We start from the raw sequence: 24,794 nt of genomic DNA, 5'->3' as shown, positions 1-24,794 counted from the left end.
TTCACTTTTGTAAGGGCGAGTGCGGATCACGATCATGTATCGCTGCCTGCGCAGGATTGTCGCAATTGCAGAGGCCCCCAACCGAGCCGACGATACGGCCGCAATTGCGCAAACCCCGCGGGCGACTTAGACCACTGCGTCCACATGAAGCCATGACCACGACGTTCACCCGTAAGACATGTTGCCACCAAACAGTGGTCAGCTTATGTGTAACAGCGACCGTCGCACTACTGCATATTCCTGTTTTCCCGCTGTGACAGACCTTGAGTCGGCTGTCAGGCTCCGTTGTCGCGCCCTCTAGATTCGATCGCAAGACTGTTCACCGTCAATCGACATACCGCCCTGCGAAACTCACACGTCCACCAGCAGAAGCGGCAGATGAACAGAAAAGGATCGACACAATGAAGTACTCCGTTCGCAACCGTGCAGCAGCCCTGGGAATCGCCACCGTCGCAGGACTCGCCGGACTCGGACTCGCCTCCGGCCCGGCCGTGGCCGCCGACGCTTCCGCGGCCGACTCATCCAGCCAGTCTGCAGACTCCGGTGCCGACACGCAGTCCGTGTACTACCCGACCGAACCGGTCAAATACGCCGACGAGCTCGTCCGAGCCTGGGGACAAGGCGATACGGACCGGGTTGAGGCCTTCGCGTCGCCTCAGGTCGCCGAGGAACTGCAGGCACACAGCGACGACGAAGCCACCCACTGGGACCGCGTCGGCGGAGAAGGTGCCGCCGGCACGACTTACGTCGACTACGAGAACACCGTCACCGGCGAGAAGATGTCGCTCGGCATGCCCACCGAAGCCGTGGTCGACCCCGACGACGAATGGGGCACTCCCAACGCCGTGCACAAGGTTCAGTTTGAGGACTGAAGCTCCAGCCATCTGAACGCCGATACATCGAGCCCCACTCCGGAACGATCCTGGAGCGGGGCTCGGCGTTTGACTCCGCGGAGCTGGGCCACGGCGTCTGCGGCTAAGGTGAGCCGCCTCGGCGAGGGTTGCCCGGGGACGCGCCGCCTCGGCGAGGTTCTACAGGTGGGCCTCCGGGGCGTTCTGCACGTAGTCGGCCACGGTGTCGTTCTTGAACGCGTCGCGGACCTTCTTCAGCTCATCCTCGTCGACGTTGACGATCGACTGACCGTCCGGGGAGGTGCCGACGCCGGCGACGGGCGCCGTGAAGAACTCGATGTCACCGGGGCGGACGTCGCGCATGTTGAACGCGGTTGAGGAGATGTACTTCGCGTCCATGCCCGAGTCGACGTACATGTACGGCGCGAAGTTCTTGACCATGTCCTGGATCTTCTTCGGGTTTGACAGCGTATCGGCCGAGATCATCTCGTTCGTCAGACCGCGGATGAACGCCTGCTGATTGCGCGCACGCTGGAAGTCGCCGTCTTGGAACTGCTTGCGCTCACGTACGAAGGTCAGCGCTTCGTCACCGTTCAGCACGTTCTCGCCCTGGGTGAAGGTGTGGCCGTTCTTCTCGAACGCCTGCTCGGAGTTCACGGTCACCCCGCCGAGGCTGTCGGTCAGTGCCTTGAATCCTTCGAAGTCGATGATCGCCACGTGATCGAGTTCGGTGCCGATGAAGTCCGAAACCGTCGATACGGCCAGCGGCAGACCGCCGTATGACAGTGCCGCGTTGATCTTCGACTTGCCGTGGCCCTCGATATCGACGTAGGTGTCGCGCGGGATCGACATGATCTGGACGTTGCCGCCGTCTTCGGGCAGGTGCATGACCATGATCGTGTCCGAACGCAGGCCGCGCGAATCGTTGACGTCGACATCTTTCATCGACTCGTCCGAGCCCAGCAGCAGGATGTTCGTGCCGTCGCCGTCCTTGCCGCCGCCGGACTTGCCGAAGACCTGCTCATCGCTGAGCTGGTTCGCGTTTTTGTCGAACGACCGGCCGACGCTCCAGACGTAGAGCCCGATGCCGAGCACGCCGAGGATGACGATGATCAGCAGTGCGACGAGTACCTTGCGCCAGACGCGCTTCTTCTTGCGCGGGCGCTGCTGTTCCTCGTTCTGGTGGTCGAAGAGATCGTCGAAGGTGGTGTTGTCCGTCATCGGCACTCCGGGGTTTGAGCGGTCGGCGCCGGGCGCCGGGGTCATTGGGCAATCCCGCTCATTGTATAGCGACCGAGGTGACCCATTTCTCAGCCACGCGACTCACCCCGTACCGCACTGCGGCGGCGAACGCGAGGGCAGGGCCGCCTCGGCGAGGTGTTCTGCCTTGTCAGACGCAGTGATCCCCGGTTTCGACCGGGTGGACCGGGACTGATACCGGTTCGTTACCCACCAATGACCTCCGGCGCCGAGGTGAGGGGACTCACCAGTAATAACTCACAATTCGTCTGGCTGTCGCTGAGAGCGCTCGGTAGACTTTCCTGGTGTTCAATAACTATCGGGAAATTCTGTCGCTTCCCGGTGCTCTCAAGTTCTCCTTGGCCGGTCTCGTCGCCCGAATGCCCATCGCAGTGCTGGGGCTGGGAATCGTCCTCTTCATCCAGGGCGTGACCGGGTCGTACGGCATGGCGGGCATCGTCTCCGCCGTCTACATGATCGTCCAGGCGCTTGCGGGCCCCGGGATCGCTCGCCTCGTCGACCGCCTCGGCCAGGCGAAGGTCATGGTGCCCATCGTCATCACCCACCTCATCGCGTTGGCGCTGCTCATCGTCTCCGTGTACGAGGAATGGTGGACGGGATTCGTCTTCGTCTTCGCCGGCATCGGCGGCGCCACCGTCGGCTCCGTCGGTTCGCTCGTGCGCTCACGTTGGTCGCATATCGTCGACACCCCGAAGAAGCTGCAGACCGCGTTCTCGTGGGAATCGGTCGCCGATGAGCTGATGTTCGTCTCCGGGCCGGTTCTGGCCACGGTGCTCGCCACCGCTGTGTGGCCGCCGGCCGGAATCATCCTCTCGATGATCACCGTCGGCGTCGGCTCGTTGCTGCTCTACATCCAGAAGTCGACCGAACCCCCACCGGTGGAGCGGACCACCGAGGCGAAGGGCCACGTGTTCTCGAATCCGGGCATCTTCGCGATCATCATCGTCAACATTTTCCTCGGCGTGAACTTCGGTGCCATCGACGTCATCGCCGTCGCCTTCGCCGACGAACTCGGCGTGAAGTCCTCTGCCGGTGTGCTGCTGTCGTGCCTGGCGCTGGGATCGCTCATCTCCGGCGCGCTGTACGGGGCCCGCAACTGGCAGGCCGCCGTCCATCACCGCTTCGGCGTGGCCGTGTCCGCTCTGGCCGTGGGCGCATGCCTGATGCTGCTGGCCAACTCGATGATCACCTACGGCGTCATCCTCATCGTCGTCGGATCCGCGATCGCACCGAGCCTCATCGGCGCGAACTCCGTCATCGAGCAGCTCGCTCCCCCGCGCAGGCTCACCGAGGCATTCGCCTGGTTGGGCACCTCGCTGGGCTTCGGCGTCGCCTTCGGATCGGCCGTCGCCGGCAACATCATCGACGCCTTCGATGCGAAGACCGCGATGCTGCTGCCCGCCGGCTGCGCAGTGCTGGGAGCGATCATCGCACTGTCGCTGCTGAAGCTTTTGAACCCTTCGCGGTCGAGTCACGAAGCCCGGCTGGAGAAGGACCGTCGGCGCGAGCGAGTTGTGGAGGCGTAAAGCGCGCTGGGGCGAGCGCTTGCGCGATCGCTGTCTCGCGCGCTGGTGTCACGTGCAATGGGCGGCAGTGCCGCCTGCCGGCGACCGCCTCGGCGAGCATCCGTCACCGTTTGTGTCACGCCCTCGCGTGAGTCTCTTTTCGCACCGGCCGGTGCGCATCTATCACCCATAGCGAGAAAACACCCCGTTGCGGCGGGGTGTTTTCGCGTTTGCGGGAGGTGATGTACGGAGGCGGCGACGGCCCGCTGGCTCAGCCCGGCCGTGGTGGCCCGATCGCGAGCCTGCGCGATCCCGCTACTGCAGGGCCTCCTCGGCGAAATCCCCACCAACTCTGCTGTCCACCTGTATGAACGACCCCTGACTGCCTGTACCAATGCCGCATAGCGGGCGGAGGAGGGAGCGCGCAGGGTGGATCTGACACAACTACGAGGAGGTAGTCACGTGAAAGAAGCACCCACCGGCTCACCATCGAGCACGGCGACCGACGGCGGGAATCAGCTGAAGAAGGGCCTCAAGCAGCGTCACCTCACGATGCTCGCACTCGGCGGAGTGATCGGCGCGGGCCTGTTCGTCGGGTCAAGCGCCATCATCGCCGATGCCGGACCGCTGGCCTTCGTCTCCTACGGCATCACCGGGATCATCGTCTTCCTCGTCATGCGCATGCTCGGCGAGATGGCCGCTGCCAAACCGACCACCGGCTCATTCACCGACTATGCCCATATGGGGCTCGGCCGTTGGGCGGGCTTCACCACCGGCTGGCTGTACTGGTACTTCTGGGTCATCCTCGTCGGCTTCGAAGCCGTGGTCTGCGGGCAGACGATCCAACGCTGGTTCCCGGACATCCCGGTCTGGGCCACCGCCGGCACCGTCCTGGTCATCATGACGCTGGTCAACCTCATGTCCGTCGGCACATTCGGAGAGGCCGAATACTGGTTTGCGAGCATCAAGGTCGCGGCCATCATCGTCTTCATCGCCATCTGCGCGGCCTTCGTCGTCGGACTCTGGCCCGGTCAGTCCGCGGACTTCAGCAACCTCACCGCACACGGCGGACTGCTGCCCAATGGCGTGCTCACCCTCTTCACCGGAGTCGTCGCCGTGGTCTTCTCGATGACCGGCGTCGAAGTCGCCACCATCGCCGCAGCCGAGTCAGAGGAACCGGTCAAAGCCATCCGCCGGGCGGTCAATTCCGTCGTGTTCCGCATCCTCGCGTTCTTCATCCTCTCGATGATCCTCATCGTCATCGTCGTTCCCTGGAACACCATCGTGCCGGGCGAATCACCGTTCGTGACTGCGCTCGACCACATCGGAGTGCCCGCAACGGCTGACCTGCTCAACCTCGTCATCGTCATCGCCGCACTCTCCGTCCTCAACACGGGGATGTACACGGCATCGCGGACGCTCTTCGTCATGGGCAACCGCGGGGACGCACCGAAGGTCCTGACGACGACGAACAAACGCGGCGTTCCCGTCATCGGCATCCTCTCGTGCACCGTCATCGGGTATGGATGCGTCGCACTGTCGGCGCTGTTCCCCGAGGATGTCTTCGACTTCCTCATCAACTCCTCAGGAGCCGTGTTCCTCTTCGTCTACCTGATGATCTGCCTCTCGGAACTCAAGCTGCGCCGCAAGTGGGAGAAGGAGCGTCCGGAGGTCCTCGTCTTCAGGATGTGGCTCTACCCGTACCTGCCCGCAGCAGTGACGATCGTCATCGCTGCCGTGCTCATCAGCATGCTCTTCCGCTCCGACCTGCGCATCGAGCTCCTGCAGGGACTGGCGGTGTGGGCGACCCTGTCGATCATCCACTTCGCCACCCGCCGTCGCCGACAGACTCCTTCAGTCGGCGACGATGTCGGCGAGGTCAATGCCGGTGCGGCGAGCGCTCTCGATCGCCAACCACAGCAGCGCCGTTCCCCGCGATGAGGCGGGCGCGAAGCCGATGAGTTCGGTGACCTTGTTCATTCGGTAGACGAGGGTCTGCCGGTGGATGGTCAGCTGTTCGGCGCTGCGACTCCAGTTGCCGTCATTGCCGAGGAATACCCTCACCGAGGCGACCAGATCGGTGGAGTTCGCCCGATCGTAGTCGATGACCGGACCGAGAATCCCTCGGACCAGGCTCCTCACCTCGGCAGGAGTCGCGGGGAACATCGACACGGTCTGGTCGTCGTCGTACCTGACGACGGGTGATTGCAGCTCCACTGCACGTGATCCTGCCAGCTTCGCTTGGCGGACCACCTCGGGGAAGGAGGAATTCGAGGTCAGCGTCGAGCTGACACCGGTGACGACGTCAGGGCCGACCGCCTCGGCGATTCTGTGCAGAAGATCAACGTCGTCGGGGACGACGCCCAGCAGCTGACTGCCTTGGCGGAACAGCAACGGAGCAAGTCCATCGAGCCACGTGCGGCGGTGCACATCGCCATCGGCCGGTTCGGCCTCGGAGGTCGACCTCCAGCAGGCGATGACCACTGTCTCTGTCAGTCCGCGCCGGTTGAGCTCGGGCCACACAGCCGAGGGTGTGATCGTCTCTGCCAGCAGCCCGGAGAAGAGCTCCTGACCCGATTGCCGCAGTCGGTCCTGCTCTGCACCTCGGTAGCGGAATTCCATGGTCAGCAGCCCGACCACATGAGCCAACAGGGGTTTGTCCGGCAGCGCATCGGCGAGCGGTGAGGCGACCAGTCGGAGGTGGGGGTCACCGGGCAGTGCGATCGCTTCGGCGGCGGTGTCCGGGGCATCGCTGAGACCCGCGCGCTCGGCATGACGACCGGCGAACAGAACGGTGTCCTCCCGTTCATCCCATAGGCACAGCGCCCACCCGCTGATCTTCTCCAGAGCGCTGAGCCGTTTGCCGATGCTCTGTCCGGTTTCGACCTCCATGCTGTTGACGTCATACAGACGTCTGATCGCTGCGATGCGACGTCGTTCGGCATCGATGGAGCTTTCGATGACGGCTCGGGCAAGAGTGACGAACTGCAGATCGAACCGACCGGTGAGAACCGGGAACTTGCTCGCGGTCGCAGCTGCCAGCATCTGCTCGCTTGCCGCGGGACTCTTCGGTCCGAGCGCGAGAACGAGTGCGCTGACTCCGGCGTCGACGATCTTATCCAACCATTCCAGCTGGTCAGCAGGGGCTTTGGGGATTCCCGGGCCGGTGGTCATCACCAGGTCTCCGGATCCTACCCAGTTCCACGGGTCGTCGAGATCGCACACGTGTGCCCACGTGACCATCCGATGGCCGCCGGCCTGACCGGCCACGAACTCGAGGCCCATCGTCGGCAGGGCAGCCAGATCATCTACCGAGATCATCATCATCCTTCATTGGAGTGCCCTGTCGAATCGGGCGGACAGATCCACATCATCACATGCGGGAGCCGGACGAGACTAGCCAAACGTATGAAAGGGAGACAGAAGGCTGTGCACATCACGGGTGCCTGGGCGCAGAACGACCGCGAATACTGATCTCATACAGCTCAACAGCACTCCACTGACCCTCCAACGAAGGAGACCCCGTGCGCACTTCTCACTCCCCCAATACGCTCGCAGACACCACCGGCTCGACTGTCGCAGCGACACCGGCTGAGGGGACACCGACTGCTAGGCAGGAGACAGCCCTGTGGAAGACCGACCGGACCGGGCAACGGCGAGCGGCTTTGGATGAGGACATCACCGTCGACGTCGCCATCGTCGGGGCCGGCTACACAGGACTGTGGACCGCGTATTACCTTCTCAAAGAAGACCCGAGCCTCAGGGTCGCCATCGTGGAGAAGGAGGTCGCCGGCTTCGGTGCATCCGGTCGCAACGGCGGCTGGGCCTCGGCGATCTTTCCGATCTCGCTGGCTCGGGTCGCCCATTTCCACGGGCACACTGCGGCACTCGACCTGCAGCACGCGATGAACGACGCCGTCGACGAGATCGGTCGGGTCAGCACTGACGAAGGCATCGACTGCGACTATGCGAAGGAAGGGTTCATCTCCTTGGCGCGCAACCCGGCACAGCTGGCCAGGGCGCGGGCATCGGTCAAGGCGACGGAGGACTTCGGTGCCCACGGTCAGTTCAAATTCCTCGACGCCGCCGAGGCGGCCGACCAGGTCAGGGCCACCTCGGTGCTGGGTGCGACGTTCACTCCGCACTGTGCGGTCATCCAACCCGATCACCTCGTGCGCGGGCTGGCGGCGTGGGTCGAATCGCACGGTGGAACCATCTATGAGGACACTCCCGCCCTGACGATGGAATCCGGTCGAGTGGGGACCCCTGGCGGGGTCGTCTCCGCCGAGGTGGTCGTGCGGGCAACCGAGGCCTACACCCCCGAATTCCCGCAGTACCGACGCGAAGTCGCACCGCTGTATTCGCTGGTGGTGGCTACCGAACCGCTGCCTGCCGACCTCCGCTCCGAGCTCGGGCTCGACGGCCGGAAGGCATTCAACGATCTGCGGAATCTGCGCATCTACGCTCAGTCGACAGCCGATGGCCGGATCGTGTTCGGCGGACGCGGAGCCCCGTATCACTTCATGTCCCGGGTCGATCCGCGTTTCGACACCGACATTCGCATCCACAACAAGATCGTCGACACCATGCACGACTTCTTCCCCCAGCTGCGCGACGTGCCCATCGCCCATCGTTGGGGAGGACCGCTCGGAGTCCCCCGCGACTGGTTCCCCTCGGTCGGTCTCGACCGGTCTCGCGGAGTCGCCTGGGCCGGGCCCTACGTCGGCGATGGTGTCGCCACAAGCAATCTGTCGGCGCGAGTCCTGCGCAACCTCATCCTCGATAAGCCCGACGAGCTCAACTCCCTGCCGATCGTCGACCACCGGTCACCGAGGTGGGAGATCGAACCGTTCCGTTGGGTCGGAGTCAATGCCGGACTGGCCGCAGCCGAACTCGGTGACTTCGAGGAGCGGATCACAAAGCGGCCCTCGAAGATCTCGGCCCTGCTCGAAAAGCTCACCGGGGCGCACTGACCTCAATCCGTTCCACATCTGCCAACCGCCAACACTCACTTCCAGACTCAAACTCACACTCAGAAGGGATTCCCATGACCGCTCTCACTCACATTCCCGGCAACGACATCGACGGCTCGCTCAAGGATGCCGGCGTGCGTGCAGGCGCCGACAGCGGCAATCCGCTGCTGCGCACTCTCCCAGTCGACCCGGGCAACAGCGCTCAGACCGGGATCTGGGAATGCCAGCCCGGCGGCTGGCCGGTCATCGACCGCCCCGACACCGAGGTCTGCTACATCCTCTCCGGGCGCGCGACTCTGACCGATGACGAGTCCGGGCAGCAGGTTGAGATCTCGACAGGTTCGTTCGTCGTCTTGCCTGTCGGCTGGACCGGACGCTGGGATGTCACAGAGACGGTGCGCAAGGTCTACGTCATCTACTGACCTCTCAGGCTCTGTGTTGCAGCCCTCACCATTGGTGCCACACCCTCGCGCTAGCTTCTCTTCACACCGCTGGATGCGCATCCATCACCCATAGCGAGAAAACACCCCGTTGCGGCGGGGTGTTTTTGCGTTTGCGGGATGTTGTGCGCGGAGGGGACGGCGGCGCGACCGCTCAGCCCCGGCCGAGGTGGCCCGATCGAGAGCCCGCGGGGCCAAGGGACGACGGGGCCGCCTCGGCGATGTAAAAGATTATTGACATCACGATGTCAAACATGCTTTACTTATTGATGTAAAGAGAAGTTGACATCAAGGAACGGTATGGAAGTTCAGACCTCGGACCTTAAGCAGGTCCGCAAGGCTGCGGGGCTGACGCAGGCACAGTTGGCCCAGCTCACCGGGGTGTCGCGGCAGACGATCATCGCGACCGAGCGCGGCGACTACGCCCCCAGCGTCTATCTGGCGCTGCGCATCGCCCGAGCTTTGGACACGACAGTCGAAGAGATCTTCTCACTTCAGGAGGAATCGTCATGAACAACATCAGCGACAACAAGAACCGCCCCAACGCCTTTGCCGACAGAATCGCCGGCTTCGACGACCCCTCGATGGGAGACGAACGCGAACGCGACGTCATTCTGAGGGCATATACCTTGGGGGCCGTCGTCTCCACCTACGTGTTCTTCGCGCTTGCACTCATCTTTGCCGTCTTCGGCGCGGGAATGTGGAGTGTGCTCATCGTCTTCGGCTCCATGGTGACCAGCATCGTCATCTCTGCATACTGCCAGCGTGAGAATGTGGACTTCTCCATGTCGATGGCTCGCGTCTCGCCGAGGCGGCTGATCGTCGGCAATATCGTCGGCGCCCTGTTCGCCATCGTTTGGGTCGGTGCAATCGTCTTTCATATAAGCAACGGCTACCCGCTCATCGATGTCGGAATGGGCAATCAAACGATGCCAGGTGCTCCCTCCAGCACCTATTCCATCGCGATCGGCGCTGCGTTCGGCTTCATCGTCGCGCTGACCATCATGACGATCTCCCGGGTACGAAAAATCAAGCAGGCCCGCGCCGAGGCGGCCGCCGCCGCTGAGATCGAAGACGAGGACTGATTCCGCTCGACTGTTGAGGTTTGGTGCTAGAGGCTCGGCGCTCAAGCATCAATCACCCTCGGCGCAAAAACACCCCGCTGCAGCGGGGTGTTTTTGCTGTCTGCGGTGCGACATACCACCTAGTTGCCACTGATACGCTTGAGACTCCGTGAAAGAGACCGAGGAGGTGGTACCAGTGAACGCAGTTTCGAAGGTGCTCCCCTATGGAGTCACGGTCGGACGGTAGGTCGTCCGGGAGCGCCGATCATTCATCGCACTCCCGAAAGGCACGACCATGCATTTCACCTCCGAACAGCACTTCGACGGGGATTTCGTCGAACGTCAATTCCGCCTCGGCGATACTCCGGGCATTCTTTGGACTCCGTCCTCCGCATCAGAAACCGAGCCGGTTCCGATCATTCTCATGGGTCAGCCCGGCGGCATCGGCATGGAGCGGATGTACCCGCGACTGATGGCACGCGCCCGCAGCACCGCCGCACTCGGGTTCGCATCCGCTTGCCTAGAGATGCCCGGTTCGGGTGAGCGTCCACGCCTCCCCGGCATGGATCAGGCACGCAATCGGCTGCGTTCTGCCATCCTCGCCGGCGAATCACCCTCCACTGATGTCATCAACGAGCTCATCCTGCCGCTCGTCGAGCAGGCAGTTCCCGAATGGCAGTCGCTGCTCGACGAACTCCTGCGCCTTCCCGGTCTTGCCGACCGTGTCGGCTTCTCCGGCGGAGTGATTGCGATCGCTGTCCGGCTGGCTGCGATCGATTCCAGGATCGCGGCAGCCGGGCTCTTCGCCGGCAGCTTCATTCCCCAGTCGACCATGGAAGAAGCCCGGCGCGTGACCATTCCGCTGCACGTCCTCCTGCAGTGGGATGACGAAGGCAATGACCGTGCGGCCGCCCTCGAACTCTTCGATGCTTTCGCTTCAACCGAGAAGACGCTCTACGCCAATATGGGCGGACACACAGGAGTCCCGGAATTCGCCGGCGAGGATGCCGCCCGGTTCTTCGCCCGCCACCTGAAATGAGCTGACCGCTGCGGCGGGGGCCCTGGGGACGAGGAGATACTCCATCGGCCCCGCCGCGTCAGGCCCAGTCCTTCTTCGCCGACGTCTCGCCGACTCCGGCGTTGAAGACGTTGTGCGGGTCGAGGTTCTTGAAGTGCGCTTCCATCTCCGGCGGCACAGGGTAGAGCCGGCCGTAGTTGTGCTCGGCGGGCACGGCCGCACCGCGGGCCTCGAGCAGCTCCGTCATCTGCTGCTTCAGCGCCACTGTGTCGACGCCTTTCTTCGCCACGTGGTCCTGGTGGAAGACGTGGCATAAGAAGTGCCCGTAGTAGGAGCTGATGTGCAGCTGGTCGGCGATCTCGTCGGGCAGCACCTCGAGCCAGTCCTCATCATCGCGGCGCAGGGCCACGTCGAAGGTGATCATGTCCGAGGAGTCCTGACGGTTGAGGTTGAAGTACCGGGTCGCCGCACTCGCGGCACCGAAGCGGTGGAGCATCGCGGACTGAGCTTCATCGGCACTGCACACGAAATAGTCACCGTAGTGGGCATCCTCGGCGAAGAAGTCATCGAGGAACGCACCCATTCGGTTCTTTTCCTCGGCGCTGACGACGAGGAGAAGATGATGCTCGAAGCGGTCGCGGTACTCGAGCATCCGCTTGGGCAGCTGCTGCGGGAGCAGGCCGAACGCGTTCTGCGCGATCGTGTCGGCGACGGTCTCGCCGAAGAACGGCAGCTTCGCGAACACGCCGTTGGCCCAGTTCTTCAGCGCAAACAGCTTGATCTGCTCGCGGCTGCCGGCGTGTTTGACCGAGACGAACGTGTCTTTGCCGTACTTCTCGGCGAGGTCGAACGAGGGCCGGCCCATGTATTCGCCTGAGATCGGCAGCGGCATCTCCGAGGTCAGTATCGCCCGTCGCAGATCTTCGAGTTCGGCCGGGGAATTCGTGCCGACGTAGAACGTGGTCGCTCCCTCTTCCTTCGGGAAGGTGCGGGTGCGCACGGCGAAGACCATGAGCTTTCCGGCCGAACCGGAGGCCTCGTACAGGTAGTCGGAGTTCGAATTGAATCGAGCCGGTGAGTCGACGATCCTGCGGACCTGCTCGCCGTATTCGGTCTCCGTCGTGTCCTCCGGGGCGGGCGTGACCCCGGCGGGGTCCCAATCTCCGCGCTGGAGTTTGTCGAGGATGTGGGCGGGGTCGTCGCCGAGCTCCACGCCGAGGTGGTTGACCAGTTCGAGTCGCCCCGCCTCGTTGACGCGGGCGAAGATCGCGTGTTTCGTGAACGCCGGACCCTTGCGGATCTGGGAGCCGCCGGAGTTGTTGGCGATGCCGCCGATGACGGAGGCGCCGATTGAGGACGAGCCGATGACCGAGTGGGGTTCGCGGTGGAACGGGGCGAGCGCCTCGTCGAGTTCGTACAGTGTGGACCCGGCCAGGCAGATCGCCTCGCGGGCGTCGTTGATGAGATAGATCTCGTTGATCCGCAGGGTCGAGATGATGACGATCGGACGGTCGTAGTCCTGCGCGCCGGGACCGGAGCCGCCGGTCAGGCCGGTGTTGGCCGACTGCGGAATGACGATGAGGTCGTTGTCGACGCAGACCTGCAGGGCCCGCCACATGTCGACGAGGCTGCCCGGTCGCAGCACGGCCAGCACATTGCCGCCGCCGAAACGATTGCCCTTGGCGTACGGTGCGGTCGCCCGCGCGGAGGTGAGGACGTGGCGCGGCCCCATGATGTCGATGAACGCGTTGACGGCTGGGGACTGGTGACGTGTCTTGCCGGGCATATGGTCGATCCCTATCGGTAGGCGACGGTTGTTCTCATGGTAGGTGTCTCGGTTCGCACCCCGCACCCCGCACCCCCTCTGAGAACTACCCGACGGCGGCCCAGATACCTGGCGCCAGGTTGCTGGGCCGCCGTCGGGTAGCAATTAGGGGTGTTTGATGGATATGGCGACTGCTGTGAGGCAGGCCAGGCAGATGACGGCCACGGCGGCCAGAGACACCGTGTACGACAGCACGGGCAGCAGGGCGGCGAGCACCGTGGGCAGCAGGAACCCTGAGTACGCCAGCGAATAGTAGACCCCGGTGATGCCGGCGAGCTCCTGCGGTGAAGCGATGGCCTGGACGATGATCAGCCCGGAGACCACACAGATGCCGTACGCGATACCGAGCACGATCGCCACCATGAACGCAAGGATCGGGTCCCCCAGAAGTGCGGCCACCGCCCCGAGCCCCATCCCCACGGTCATCAGCCCGAGTCCGACGACGAGCGCCCGCCCGCCGGTCAGCCGGTTGATCCACGGCACGATGTTCTGCACCAGCGCACCGGCTCCGAGCGTGACGACGGTGAGCACCGTGGCATACAGCGTCGTCCACTCCCCCAGCTCGCCCTGCACGATCGCCGGCATCACGGCATAGGCGACCCCGGCGGCCCCGAACACCCAGGGCGCGGCCGGCACGATCAGTCGCAGGAACGTCCGATGCGCGACGAGCGGAACACGCAGACCGTGCCACCAATGACCTGCTGCCCGTTGGTCGCGAAGCATCGATTCCGGCGCGAAGATCACCAGGATCAGGGCGGCGAGATTGAGCACTCCGTGTACGGCGTAGGGCACGACTTCGGGCACCGGCCCCCATTGGGCCAGGCATCCGGTGACTGCCGCGCCCATGGCAAACCCCAAGGTCAGCGTCAGTGAAGGACGCCGGGCACCGGCAGTGATTCCGGCCGTGTGATCGAACGGCGGGGCCGAGAGCTCCTTGATCCAGCTCGTGCCCACCGACATCGCCACCCCGACGCCGATCCCCGCGAGCACCCGGCCCAGGCAGAGCAGCCAGAACAGATCGAAACCGAGCCCGAGGCCGAGGCTGCCGGCGATCGCGGCGAGCGATCCGGCGATGAGGACCGGTTTGCGTCCGTGCCGATCCGACAGCGCCGAGGCGACCAACAATCCCGGAATGAGTCCGCCCACGTACATCCCCAGCAGCAGGTTCGCCTGCCAGATGGCGTAGCCGCCGCCCTCCTCATACATGTGCACGAGCGGGGTGAAATGATTGCCGCCCCATGCGAGCAGGAACATCGCCGGGGCCACCATCAGCCACGCCCGTGCCCGCCGTGGCCGTTCCGGCCCACGATCGGGAGCCACCTCGCCGAGGTGGGACCGGGCAGGGTTCGGAACCGGCGTTTCGATGTCCGTGGCGGGGGCCGCCTCGGTGTGGGTATTCCTATTCCCGGTGGGGACTGCCTCGGCGGTGTCTGTCGTGGAGGTCGAGGGGTAAGCGGTCATGGTCCTCCTCAGCGGGACTGCGGGAAGTGGGAGCCTTCGATGTGGTCGCGGACGAGACGGGCGAAGCCTTCTGCGTCGCCCGCCTCGGCGCGGTCGGTGAGCGTTTCGTGCTCGGTCAGGAGCGTGTCGAGGGTGTGCGGCGCGTCGATGGCGACCTGGAAGGTCAGGCGGGCCAGGCGCGGGCCCATGGTCGCGAGCATCTCGGTGACGATGGCGTTGTCGCCGCTGCGGATGAGGCGGGCGTGGAAGGCATAGTCGGCGCTGGCGAAGCCGAGCGGATCGCCCCCGTCAAGTGCCTTCCTCTGCTCGCCGAGCAGGGTGCGCAGATCGGCGGCCAGAGCGGTGAGGTCGCCGCCGTCGGCCAGTGACTCCACGGCGTCGATCTCGAACATCGAGCGCACGGCGAGCAGGTCGCGGCGCTCCTTGCCCGTCACGGTGGTCACGAGCGCGCCCTTCTTGGGGACGAGGCGGACGAGGCGCCAACGCTCGAGCTGGAGCATCGCCTCCCGGGCGGGGGTGCGACTGGCGTTGTGCGCAGCGGCGAGGTCGGTCTCGATGAGGAGGTCGCCGGGTTCATGTCGGCCTTCGATGATCTCCCGGGCGGTCGCCGCGGCCATCCGAACGGCGATCGGAGCGGAGTCGTCGATGCGCTGCCAGGGCAGTGTCAGCAAATCATTCACGGACCCACGATAACAGATGCATACATTGATGCATGCATCTGGTCTCGCTTATGTAAACAGCTGAAAACTGCTACATTCATTGACGGCCCTTTCCGGCCACCAGCACCGCATCGACGAAACGACACGCGAAGACCCACGTCACAGGGAACTTCTGACACGGCACGATCGAGCATTCAACCGCCGAACGTCAGGAGACTTCATGACCTCATCCGTCAATGCCCGCCCGCGATCTGCCGAAGGGTCCGTCGGCCAAGCCGCCTCGTCGAAGCACCGCGGCACCGGGTGGATGATCGCCGTCGCTGCGGCCGCGGCTTTCCTCGCCACCTTCAACGAGACCTTCCTCAACGTCGCGTTCACACCGATCATGGCCGACCTCGGCGTCGATGTCGCCACCGTGCAGTGGCTGACCACGGCCTACCTCCTCGTCGCGGCGATCTTCGTGCCGATCGCCAACGTCCTCTACCACCGGATCCCGACCCGGGCGCTGTTCGTGTCCGTCACCGCGATCATGGTCTTAGGGTCCGTCGTCGGTGCCCTGGCCCCGAGCTTCGCGGTCCTCCTCATCGGCCGTCTCCTCCAGGCCATCGGCACCGGACTGCTCACCCCGATCGGCATGAATATCACCCTGGCCGTCTCCCCGCGGGAGAAGCTCGGGATGAACATGGGCATCATGGCCGCGATGACGACCCTGGGCCCGTCGCTGGCCATCGTCGCCTCGGGGATGCTGCTGACCATCGCTCCGTGGACGACGCTGATGTGGGTCTTCGGCGCACTCTGCCTCGTCGTCCTTCTGGCCGGCGGGGTCTTCCTGCGCACTGTCGCCGAGCTCGGGCGCCCGAGGTTCGACGCTCTGTCTTTCCTGCTGGTCACGGTCGCTCTCGTCGGCATCCTCTACGGAGTCACCGCGGCCTTCGGCGGTTCGGCGCTCGTCGCCGGCAGTGCCGGAGTTGCCGGTCTGCTTGCGCTTTGGGGTTTCATCGCCCGGCAGCGTCGCATTGAGCACCCGCTGCTCGATCTGCGTCCTTTCGCCAGCCGCCCCTTCGTCCTCGGCGTGGTCATGACGATGCTCGGACTCGTGTTCGTCTTCGCCATGAACGTCGTCATTCCCCTGTTCCTGCAATCGGCGAAAGACCTGGCTCCGATGGGCGCCTCGCTGGCGTTGGCCCCGGGCATTCTGCTCACCGTGGTTCTCGGCCCGGTGGCCGGGCGACTCTTCGACCGACACGGCGGACGCTGGTCGATCCCGCTCGGTTTCCTCGTCATGGCTGTCTTCGTCAATCTCGTCGGCATCGCCGCCGGGTTTGATTCCGTACTCGTCTTCGCGCTGCTGTACATTCCGGCGGTGCTGGCCACGGCGTTCGTCATCGGCCCGGCCCAGACCTTTGCGCTGACCAGCCTTGATCGTGAGACGAGCCCGCACGGCGTCACCGTGGTCTCGACGAGCTTCCAGATCGCCGGCTGCGTCGGCACCTCTCTGGCAGCCGGCATCTATGGCGCCCTCAGCGGTGCGGGGGCCGCGGCCGGTCGAGGTGAGGCGGACTCCCTGCTGCTGGGCTTCCACGGTGCTGTCGGACTCGTCGTGGCCACCTCGGTGATCGGCATCATCTTGGCATTCCTCGCCAACCGTTCGGTGCGCAGCGCCCGCGCCAGCGCCTGACCCCAATTACTACCTGACGGCGGCCCAGCAACCTCGCGCGAGGTTGCTGGGCCGCCGTCAGGTAGTTCTGGAAGGTCGACTATGCCACGGCGGTGCGGCGGACCTGGCCGGGCGTACGCCCGACGATGCGTCCGAAGGCTCGGGTGAAGGCGGCTTCGGAGCCATATCCGAGCTCACCGGCGAGCTTGGCTACCGGAACATCCTCGGCGAGAAGCCTGGAGTGGGCGATGCTCATCCGCCACCGGGTGAGATATCCGACCGGGGTGGTTCCGGCGAGTTCGGTGAACCGGGCGCTGAACGATGACCGCGACATCGCAGCCACCTTGGCCATGCGCTGAAGGTCCCAGTCGCGACCGGGATCGTCGTGGATCGCTTCGAGCACTCGACCGATCCGCGGATCCTGCAGCGCCCGCAACCACCCCTGGACCTCTGCCTGCCCGTCGGACAGCCACGCCCGAATGGCGTGGATGACAAGCACGTCCGCCAACCGGGTCGCCACCGCCCCTCCCCCGGCCTGTGGGGCCGTGAGTTCTCCCGCGATGAGACGCAGCACGTCACGCACCGGGGAGGCCGCCGACATCGTGTTTGCATCGATGTGCAGAAACGCAGGCAGTGCCCGCATGAGTTCACGAGACGCAGGGTCGTCGAAGCTGACGATTCCGCAGATGAGCTGCGTGGCCCGCCCCTCCCCGCCGTATCGCAGTCGTGAATACTGCGGGGTCAGATACTCCTGCTCGAGCTGATCGACGCGCGGACCGCGCGGAGAATCCGGTGAACCGAGCAGGTCATGCCCCAACCCATGAGGCACTAGTGCAAGGTCGCCTGCTCGCAGTTCGACCGCCTCGGCGTCGGGCAGCTTCAGCCACATGGAACCGGAAGTGACGACGTGAAAGCTCAGCGAATCGGCGATCGCCGGCATCTCGAACGACCACGGTTGCCTGACCTCGGTCTGGCAGCAGAAGGTGCTGCGCATACGCAGCATGTAGAGCACCCGCGCCAGGCGATCGCGTCCGTCGTCCATTGAATCTGCCATGCCGCCATCGTTCCACAGCAGGTCACCGGCAATCCATGATTGTCGGACGAATGATCAATTATTTTGTCATATCGGCCATAGAACCGCTTGATATCGACGCATAGTCTCGGAAGTGCAATCACCACACAGCCGTGGGAGCGCACCTCTCACACCGAAGGAAAGAAGTGAACGACCATGTACGTCATCGCAGGAGCCACCGGCCGCGTCGGGTCGGCCGCAGTCACACATCTGCTCGACCGGGGAGCCCCGGTGCGAGCGCTGACCCGCAGCGAAGAGTCGGCAACGCGCTTGAGAGCGCGCGGCGCCGAGGCCAGGATCGTGACGCTCGATGATCGAGATTCACTGACCGCGGCACTGCACGGCGCCTCGGGGTTCTTCGCGCTGCTGCCGTTCGACCTCACCGTCGACGACCTCGACGCCCACGCTGACCGGCTCATCGCATCGATCGCGGATGCCGTCACCGAGGCGGCCGTCCCTCACGTGGTCATGTTGTCCTCGGGCGGAGCGGACCTCGCCGCCGGCACCGGCCCGATCACCGGACTCCACCGGCTGGAACAGGCGCTGACGTCGACCGGGACCCTGCTCACAGCATTGCGCCCCGGGCATTTCCAGGAAAAGGTCGCCGAGGTGCTCGACGTCGCAGCCGAATCCGGGACCTACCCCGTCTTCGCCACCACGGCCGATCGTCCGATGCCCCTCGTCGCGACGGCCGACATCGGGCGGATCGTCGCCGAGAGTCTGCTCTCCCCGGCGCCGACCAGTGAGAGGGTCGATGTCCTCGGTCCCGAATACAGTGAGCGTCAGATCGCATCGGTGCTCGAAGCTCAATTGGGTCGGCGGCTCGAGGTCGTGATCATCCCCGAGGAAGCCTGGGTTCCGACTCTTGTCGAGACCGGGCTGCCGCCGCACATTGCGACTGCGCTTGCCGAACTCAATACCGCGGATGGGTTGGGACGTCTCGCTCCTCGCTGCGATCGGGTGGTGCGGTGCTCGACAGAAGTGGAGACGACGATTCGCCGCCTTCTGACCCCGGAGAAAGAGGCCCACGTTGTCTCCCGCGATTGAAAGTTGGGCGCCGGCGCTGCCCCAGATCGTCCTTGGCGTGGCCATCATCAGCAACGGACTGCTGGCCGGAGTGTTCTTCGCGTTCACCACCGCGATCTGCCCGGGGCTGAAACGCGTCGACGATCTCGCGTATGTGCAGACTTTTCGTGCGATCAACGCGGCTATCCTCAACGGTCGGTTCATCGGGGTCTTCTTCTTCGCCCCTCTCAGTGCCATCGCCTACGCGGCGCTCGGGATCATCGGTCGGGACCCGGCTGCATCGGCGGCGGGAAGCGTCGCTGCCCTCTGCGCGCTGCTCAGCGCCGCGATCACGGCGGCCGCAAATGTTCCCCTCAATCGCCGGCTCGATTCCGCAGCCATCGGTTCGGCCGACAATCAGGCACAGGCGCGGAGCCGCTATGAGGGTTCGTGGAACCTCTGGCATCAGGCACGCACCCTTGCGAGCACGGCCGCACTCATCACCCTCACGGTCCCGTTCTTCATCGGGTGAGCACCTCCAGAACTACCTGACGGCGGCCCAGCAACCTGGCGCGAGGTTGCTGGGCCGCCGTCAGGTAGTAATTATCGGGAGGGCACTTGGCCGGTGGTCAGCAGGTGGGTGAGTACGTCGGTGACGGTGGCCACCGCGTGGCTGCCGTCGGCCCTCTCCACCAAGGCCAGCTGCACGCTGTCCTCCCGCATCGCCTCGAACGCCCGCACCACGGTCATCGATCCGTCCACGACGGTGACGGGTCGGGCCGCCTCGGTGATGGGAGCATCCTCGGCGAGTCCGAGCACATCCCTGACGTGCACCACATGACTCAGCGGACCGTCAGCCTCGGTGCGCACGAGGATGCGACGGTGACGGTCGTGGCACGACGCCTCGCGCACCTCCCCTGCAGTCGCTGCCGGACCGACGGCTGTCGGCTCCGGGCGACCGGCCACGAGCTCGTCAAGTGTGAGCCGGGTGAGGTCGAGGGCTCCGAGCAGAGCCTCCGAGGACTCCTTCTCCAAGGTTCCCGCCTGCGCCGAATGCTGCAGCAGCTGCCTCAGGTCCTCGGGCGTGTGCGCCTGATCAACCTCGTCGACGGGTTCGACCTTGACCAGGCGCAGGCACGCGTTCGCAGCGTTGTTGAGCACATGCAGCAGCGGGCGGGTGAGGAACATGAACGCCCGCATCGGCAATGCGAGCATGATCGCCGAGCGTTCCGGATGCGCCACCGCCCACGACTTCGGCGCCATCTCGCCGACGACGAGGTGGAGAAAGGTGACGATGATGAGGGCGAGGACGAAGCCGACGATGTCGGCGATCCACAGCGGCAGGCCCAGCGCCTCGGCGACCGGGGTGATCCAGTGATGGACGGCCGGTTTCGTGATCGCCCCGAGCGCCAGGGTGCACGCCGTGATGCCCAGCTGCGACCCTGCCAGCAGCACCGACAGTTCGGTCGAGCTGCGCAGGGCGGCTCGGGCCGAGCGGCTGTCCGCGGCCGCGTCTTCGAGACGGTGCCGTTTGGCGGCGATGAGCGCGAATTCGACGGCGACGAAGAACGCGCTGAGGCCGATGATGGCGATCGTGATCACGGTGATGATCCAGGGATTGCTCATCGTTCCACCTCGATTCCGATCCGCAGTCGCGCGGGCACATGCGTGGCCACCTCGGTGACGTCGATGACGAGTCGCTCGGTCTCCGGGGCGTCGTCTCCGCCGAGGTCGGCGGGGTCGATCGGCAGTTCGATCGAGACCCGGTCACCCACCTCGGGGAATCCACGGAGGTGTTCGATGACGAGTCCCGACAAGGTCTGCGCCGAGGTGGTCGGCAGTTCGCGTTGAAGCACGCGGGCCACCTCGTCGAGGGGGATGATCCCGGGCGCCGTCCAGGTGCCGTCGCCGGTCTCGATGAGTTCTTCGACGATGTGGTCGTGCTCGTCGGCGATGTCACCGACGAGTTCCTCACCGAGGTCCTCCATCGTCAGGATTCCGGCGAAGCCGCCGTATTCGTCGACGACGCAGGCCATCTGCTCCCGCCGTTCGAGGAGCGTGGCCACCGCGTCCGGCAACGGGAGGGATTCCGGAACGAAGACCGGATCGCGCAGGAGGGAACGGACCCCGGTCGCGGTGACGGTGTCGGTGGTGCCCGGTGCCGCCGCGGCGACGTTTTCGGTGGTGCCCGAACCCGCCTCGGCGAGGACATCGAGGAGGTCGATCGTACCGATCACCTGATCATCGGCGTCGAGCACGGGGTAGCGGGAGTGGCCGCGGCTCATCAGTTCGCGCACCTCGTCCAGGGGCGTGTCGATGTCGATGACGTCGACGCGGGAGCGCGGCACTGTGGCGTGGGCGACGCTCTGCTGTGGGAAATCGAGGATGCGGTCGAGGATGAGCGAATCGTCGTCGACGATCTCGCCGCCCTCCCGGGATTCGGCGACGATGTGCTTGAGGTCGCGCCGGGTGGCGGAGTGGTCGACGTCGTGGACCGGTTCGATGCCGAGGACGCGCAGCAGGGCGTTCGAGGCTTTGTCGAAGATCGTGATGAGCCAGCCGAAGACGGCGAGGTAGATCGAGGTCGAGCGGGCGAGCCACGTGGCGAGCGCCTCGGGGCGGGCGATGGCCAGGTTCTTCGGGAACAGTTCGCCGAAGAGCATCTGGATGAGCGTCGAGACGAGTAGGGCGAGGACGGTGCCGATGAGCACGCCTGTGCCGGCAGGGATCGGGGTGCCGCCGAGTGCCTCGCCGACGGCGGTGCCGATGAGCGGTTCGGCGACGTAGCCGACGAGCAGTCCGGTGACGGTGATGCCCAGCTGCGCGCCGGAGAGCATGAAGGAGGTGCGGCGGGTGATGGACAGGGCCCTGTCCGCGGCGCGATCACCGGAGGCCGAACGTGCGGCGAGTCGGGAGCGGTCGACGGCCATGTACGCGAATTCCTGCGCCACGAAGTAGCCGGTGGCCACCGTGATGAGGAGGACGACGAGGAGGCCGACGAGAAGCGAGAGCAGCCAGGTCAACGGCGACCACCTGCCCGCGCGCTCTGTACTCGCAGAGCGTCTGCCCGCGCATTATTGAATTTTTCTGAGTTGCGAAGTGTGATGTCCCAGCCGGGACTTCGATAGTCGTCCATGGTCCTTCCGAAAGTGATCAAGTGGGCGGCCAGTCACAATTATCCTGGCCCCGGCTGGCAGAACGCTGAGCACGGACCGGCGGTTACCGACGAATAGTCAGACCGCCTCGGGAACCTTCCTCACCGCTCCCTTGTCTGCGGACTGAGCGAAGGCGGCATAGGCGCGCAGCGCGGTCGAGACTGTGCGTTTGCGCTGACGAGGACGGTAGGGCCCCTCCGCCTCGAGGCGGGACCGACGGCGGTCGAGTTCAGCCTCGGTGACCTCGAGGCTGATCGACCTGCGGGGGATATCGATGCCGATGATGTCGCCGTCTTCGACGAGGGCGATCGTGCCGCCCGCTGCCGCTTCGGGCGAGATATGACCGATCGACAACCCCGAGGTCCCACCGGAGAAACGTCCATCGGTGATGAGCGCGCACGACTTCCCCAGGCCCAGGCCCTTGAGGTACGAGGTCGGGTAGAGCATCTCCTGCATGCCAGGTCCGCCCCGCGGTCCCTCGTAGCGGATGACGACGACGTCGCCTTCCTTGATCTGTCTGCTGAGGATCTTCTCCACCGCTTCCTCCTGTGACTCGCAGACCACGGCGGGCCCGGAGAAGACGTGGATGGATTCGTCGACGCCGGCGGTCTTGACCACGGCACCGTCGACGGCGATGTTCCCGCGCAGCACGCCGAGACCGCCGTCTGCCGAATATGCGTGGTCGATGTCGTGGATGCAGCCGCTGACGGCGTCGAGGTCGAGACTGTTCCACCGGGCAGACTGCGAAAATGCCGTCGAGGAGCGCTTCCCTCCGGGGCCGGCATGCCAGAGTTCCTCAGCGGCAGATGCGGCCTTGCCACCGCGGACGTCCCATTCGTCGAGCCACGCGGACAGGGACGGAGCATGGACGGAGTGGACCTCCTCGTTGAGCAGACCCGCACGGCGCAGCTCCCCCAGAAGTGCGGGGATCCCACCGGCACGGTGCACGTCCTCCATGTAGAAGGTGCGGTCCCCGGCCACGTTCGGGGCGACCTTCGCCAGACACGGCACCCGGCGTGACAGGTCGTCGATATCGTCGAGGTCGAAGTCGACCCCTGCCTCATGGGCGGCTGCGAGCAGGTGGAGGATCGTGTTCGTCGACCCGCCCATCGCCAGGTCGAGAGCCATGGCGTTGCCGAAGGCCGCCGAGGTGGCGATCGCGCGGGGGCGCACCGAATCGTCATCGTCCTCGTAGAGGCGACGTGCGAGATCGACGACGAGGCTGCCCGCCCTTTCGTAGAGGGCCCTTCGCGCGGTGTGCGTAGCGAGCACCGAACCGTTGCCGGGCAGGGAGAGTCCGATCGCCTCGGTGAGGCAGTTCATCGAGTTCGCCGTGAACATGCCCGAACACGATCCGCAGGTCGGGCACGCCGCCTCCTCGATGCGGAGCACATCGGCATCGGAGGTCGCCTCGTTGACGGCCTCGGACATCGCATCGACGAGGTCGAGCGAGCGGACAGTGCCGTCGGCCAAGGTGGTCCGCCCGGCCTCCATCGGTCCGCCGGAGACGAACACCGTGGGAATATCGAGGCGCAGCGCGGCCATGAGCATGCCGGGCGTGATCTTGTCGCAGTTGGAGATGCAGACGAGGGCGTCAGCGCAATGAGCGTTGGCCATGTACTCGACGGAATCGGCGATGAGGTCGCGTGAGGGCAGTGAGTAGAGCATGCCGCCGTGACCCATGGCGATGCCGTCGTCGACGGCGATGGTGTTGAATTCGCGGGGAATGCCGCCGCCGGCGGTCACTGCCTCGGAGACGATCCGCCCGACCGGGGCGAGGTGAGTGTGCCCGGGAACGAATTCGGTGAAGGAGTTCGCCACGGCGATGATCGGTTTGCGGCCGAGGTCGGCACCGGGGACTCCGGCTGCGCGGAAGAGGGCGCGGGCTCCGGCCATATTGCGGCCGTGGGTGACTGTACGAGAACGATAGGTCGGCATGGAATCTATCTCAGCGCGATTGGTCGGTCGGCGGAAGCTACCATCGGTACCAGTACTGTGGGTACTATCAATCCATGATTCGACCCCGCACACCACAACGTGAGCAGCTCGGTGAGTTCCTCACCAGCAGACGCAGGGAACGGCAGCGTTCGGCGGCCGGTCTGCCGCCGAATTCCAGGCGCGGCGACAGCGGACTCAGCCGCGAGGAGGTCGCCACCCTCGCAGGAGTGAGCAGCACCTGGTACACCTGGCTCGAACAGGGCCGGGACACCAATGTCTCCAGGCAGGTGCTCACCGCTGTGGCCCGGGTCCTCGACCTCAGCGCCGCCGAGACCGACTATGTCCTCGGACTCGTCGAACGGGTCGAGGCTGCTCGGGACGATGAGCCTGCTGAGGTCTCGGAGTCGCTCCAGCGTCTGCTCGATGCGCTCGATTTCCCAGCCTTCGCCGTCGCCCCGGACTGGACGATCGCCGGCTGGAATGCAGCCTACGAATGGCTGTATCCGGCGATCACGTCGATTCCGAAGCCCGACCGGAACCTCATCTGGCTCATCTACACCGATCCCACTCTGCGCAGGATGCTTCCCGACTGGGAGGCAGAGAGCCGTCACTTCCTGGCCGAGTTCCGCGTCGAGTCCGGGGTGCGCTTGAGCACACCGGGGCACCGTGCGCTCATCGAGAGGCTGGGTCAGGCGAGTGAGGATTTCCGCGAGCAATGGGCCGAGCAGACGGTGGAGCGCTTCGCGAGCAGACGGCGCGTCTTCGACCACCACGCGCAGGGCATCGTCGAGTTCGAGCACCACCGGCTCATCCCCTCCGAGGATTCCCGCCTGCACGTCGTTATGTACGTCCCTGCTACCTGACGGCGGCCCAGCAACCTCGCGCGAGGTTGCTGGGCCGCCGTCAGGTAG

The 24,794-nt window shown here is 65.1% G+C and carries 21 protein-coding genes; 12 read left to right on the top strand and 9 right to left on the bottom strand.

The window, feature by feature from the left end:
- Positions 1-401: 401 nt before the first annotated feature.
- Positions 402-872, top strand: coding sequence for a hypothetical protein (locus AC239G_RS02785; RefSeq protein ID WP_487489739.1), 471 nt, complete (start codon positions 402-404; stop codon positions 870-872).
- 159 nt (positions 873-1,031) lie between these two features.
- Here AC239G_RS02785 and AC239G_RS02780 read toward each other — a convergent pair whose 3' ends face one another.
- Positions 1,032-2,072, bottom strand: coding sequence for an LCP family protein (locus AC239G_RS02780; protein ID WP_487489738.1), 1,041 nt, complete (start codon positions 2,070-2,072; stop codon positions 1,032-1,034).
- A gap of 323 nt (positions 2,073-2,395) precedes the next feature.
- Here AC239G_RS02780 and AC239G_RS02775 point away from each other — a divergent pair, with 323 nt between their 5' ends.
- A complete protein-coding gene (locus tag AC239G_RS02775; protein WP_139469965.1) occupies positions 2,396-3,637 on the top strand; it encodes an MFS transporter in 1,242 nt (413 codons plus the stop codon).
- Between the two features lie 441 nt (positions 3,638-4,078).
- Positions 4,079-5,557: an amino acid permease gene (locus AC239G_RS02770; RefSeq protein WP_487489737.1), complete on the top strand. Its 1,479-nt coding sequence runs from the start codon at positions 4,079-4,081 to the stop codon at positions 5,555-5,557.
- On the opposite strand, the gene AC239G_RS02765 is transcribed toward AC239G_RS02770, so the two are convergent.
- Positions 5,471-6,937, bottom strand: coding sequence for a PucR family transcriptional regulator (locus AC239G_RS02765; RefSeq protein WP_487489736.1), 1,467 nt, complete (start codon positions 6,935-6,937; stop codon positions 5,471-5,473). The genes AC239G_RS02770 and AC239G_RS02765 overlap by 87 nt on opposite strands.
- A 203-nt stretch (positions 6,938-7,140) precedes the next feature.
- Here AC239G_RS02765 and AC239G_RS02760 point away from each other — a divergent pair, with 203 nt between their 5' ends.
- The 5 genes from AC239G_RS02760 (at position 7,141) to AC239G_RS02740 (ending at position 11,132) form a co-directional block, all read left to right on the top strand.
- Complete coding sequence (locus AC239G_RS02760) at positions 7,141-8,589, top strand: NAD(P)/FAD-dependent oxidoreductase (protein WP_487489735.1); 1,449 nt, start codon at positions 7,141-7,143, stop codon at positions 8,587-8,589.
- A gap of 74 nt (positions 8,590-8,663) precedes the next feature.
- Positions 8,664-9,011 (top strand): cupin domain-containing protein, encoded by a 348-nt coding sequence (locus tag AC239G_RS02755; RefSeq protein ID WP_139469959.1) that lies wholly within the window; start codon positions 8,664-8,666, stop codon positions 9,009-9,011.
- Between the two features lie 318 nt (positions 9,012-9,329).
- The gene (locus tag AC239G_RS02750) at positions 9,330-9,542 is read left to right on the top strand and encodes a helix-turn-helix transcriptional regulator (protein WP_262776929.1); all 213 of its coding nucleotides are present in this window, start codon (positions 9,330-9,332) and stop codon (positions 9,540-9,542) included.
- Positions 9,539-10,114, top strand: a complete 576-nt coding sequence (locus AC239G_RS02745; protein ID WP_172172307.1) for a hypothetical protein — start codon at positions 9,539-9,541, stop codon at positions 10,112-10,114. The genes AC239G_RS02750 and AC239G_RS02745 overlap by 4 nt, the downstream gene beginning before the upstream one ends.
- Before the next feature lie 274 nt (positions 10,115-10,388).
- Entirely contained in the window at positions 10,389-11,132 is a 744-nt protein-coding gene (locus tag AC239G_RS02740; RefSeq protein ID WP_487489734.1) for a dienelactone hydrolase family protein, read from the top strand.
- A 58-nt stretch (positions 11,133-11,190) separates the two neighbouring features.
- On the opposite strand, the gene dld is transcribed toward AC239G_RS02740, so the two are convergent.
- The 3 genes from dld to AC239G_RS02725 form a co-directional block, all read right to left on the bottom strand.
- Positions 11,191-12,897 carry a D-lactate dehydrogenase gene (gene dld, locus AC239G_RS02735; RefSeq protein ID WP_487489733.1) on the bottom strand — a complete coding sequence of 569 codons (1,707 nt, stop codon included), beginning with the start codon at positions 12,895-12,897 and terminating at the stop codon, positions 11,191-11,193.
- Between the two features lie 144 nt (positions 12,898-13,041).
- A complete protein-coding gene (locus AC239G_RS02730) occupies positions 13,042-14,397 on the bottom strand; it encodes an MFS transporter (RefSeq protein WP_487489732.1) in 1,356 nt (451 codons plus the stop codon).
- An 8-nt stretch (positions 14,398-14,405) separates the two neighbouring features.
- Entirely contained in the window at positions 14,406-15,077 is a 672-nt protein-coding gene (locus AC239G_RS02725) for a GntR family transcriptional regulator (protein WP_487489731.1), read from the bottom strand.
- 199 nt (positions 15,078-15,276) lie between these two features.
- On the opposite strand from AC239G_RS02725, the gene AC239G_RS02720 reads away from it, so the two are divergent.
- On the top strand, positions 15,277-16,734 hold the full coding sequence (locus AC239G_RS02720; RefSeq protein ID WP_487489730.1) for an MFS transporter: 1,458 nt from the start codon (positions 15,277-15,279) through the stop codon (positions 16,732-16,734).
- Positions 16,735-16,813: 79 nt separating this feature from the next.
- Here AC239G_RS02720 and AC239G_RS02715 read toward each other — a convergent pair whose 3' ends face one another.
- Complete coding sequence (locus tag AC239G_RS02715) at positions 16,814-17,767, bottom strand: AraC family transcriptional regulator (RefSeq protein ID WP_139469946.1); 954 nt, start codon at positions 17,765-17,767, stop codon at positions 16,814-16,816.
- Positions 17,768-17,941: 174 nt separating this feature from the next.
- Between AC239G_RS02715 and AC239G_RS02710 the strand changes: the two genes are divergently transcribed.
- Positions 17,942-18,832, top strand: coding sequence for an NmrA family NAD(P)-binding protein (locus AC239G_RS02710; protein WP_139469945.1), 891 nt, complete (start codon positions 17,942-17,944; stop codon positions 18,830-18,832).
- A 37-nt stretch (positions 18,833-18,869) separates the two neighbouring features.
- Positions 18,870-19,322, top strand: coding sequence for an anthrone oxygenase family protein (locus AC239G_RS02705; RefSeq protein ID WP_248284086.1), 453 nt, complete (start codon positions 18,870-18,872; stop codon positions 19,320-19,322).
- 71 nt (positions 19,323-19,393) lie between these two features.
- On the opposite strand, the gene AC239G_RS02700 is transcribed toward AC239G_RS02705, so the two are convergent.
- From AC239G_RS02700 to ilvD, 3 genes are all read right to left on the bottom strand, one after another.
- Entirely contained in the window at positions 19,394-20,416 is a 1,023-nt protein-coding gene (locus AC239G_RS02700; protein ID WP_487489729.1) for a CNNM domain-containing protein, read from the bottom strand.
- Positions 20,413-21,813 carry a hemolysin family protein gene (locus tag AC239G_RS02695; protein WP_487489728.1) on the bottom strand — a complete coding sequence of 467 codons (1,401 nt, stop codon included), beginning with the start codon at positions 21,811-21,813 and terminating at the stop codon, positions 20,413-20,415. Before AC239G_RS02695 ends, AC239G_RS02700 begins: the two co-directional genes overlap by 4 nt.
- A gap of 210 nt (positions 21,814-22,023) precedes the next feature.
- Positions 22,024-23,883 carry a dihydroxy-acid dehydratase gene (gene ilvD, locus AC239G_RS02690; protein WP_487489727.1) on the bottom strand — a complete coding sequence of 620 codons (1,860 nt, stop codon included), beginning with the start codon at positions 23,881-23,883 and terminating at the stop codon, positions 22,024-22,026.
- Between the two features lie 74 nt (positions 23,884-23,957).
- On the opposite strand from ilvD, the gene AC239G_RS02685 reads away from it, so the two are divergent.
- The gene (locus tag AC239G_RS02685) at positions 23,958-24,746 is read left to right on the top strand and encodes a helix-turn-helix transcriptional regulator (protein WP_487489726.1); all 789 of its coding nucleotides are present in this window, start codon (positions 23,958-23,960) and stop codon (positions 24,744-24,746) included.
- Positions 24,747-24,794 lie beyond the last annotated feature (48 nt).

It is taken from the genome of Brevibacterium sp. Lmc1, assembly GCF_057654315.1.
The sequence above is the reverse complement of the archived record's forward strand: the minus strand, read 5'-3'. Positions and strand labels throughout refer to the sequence as shown.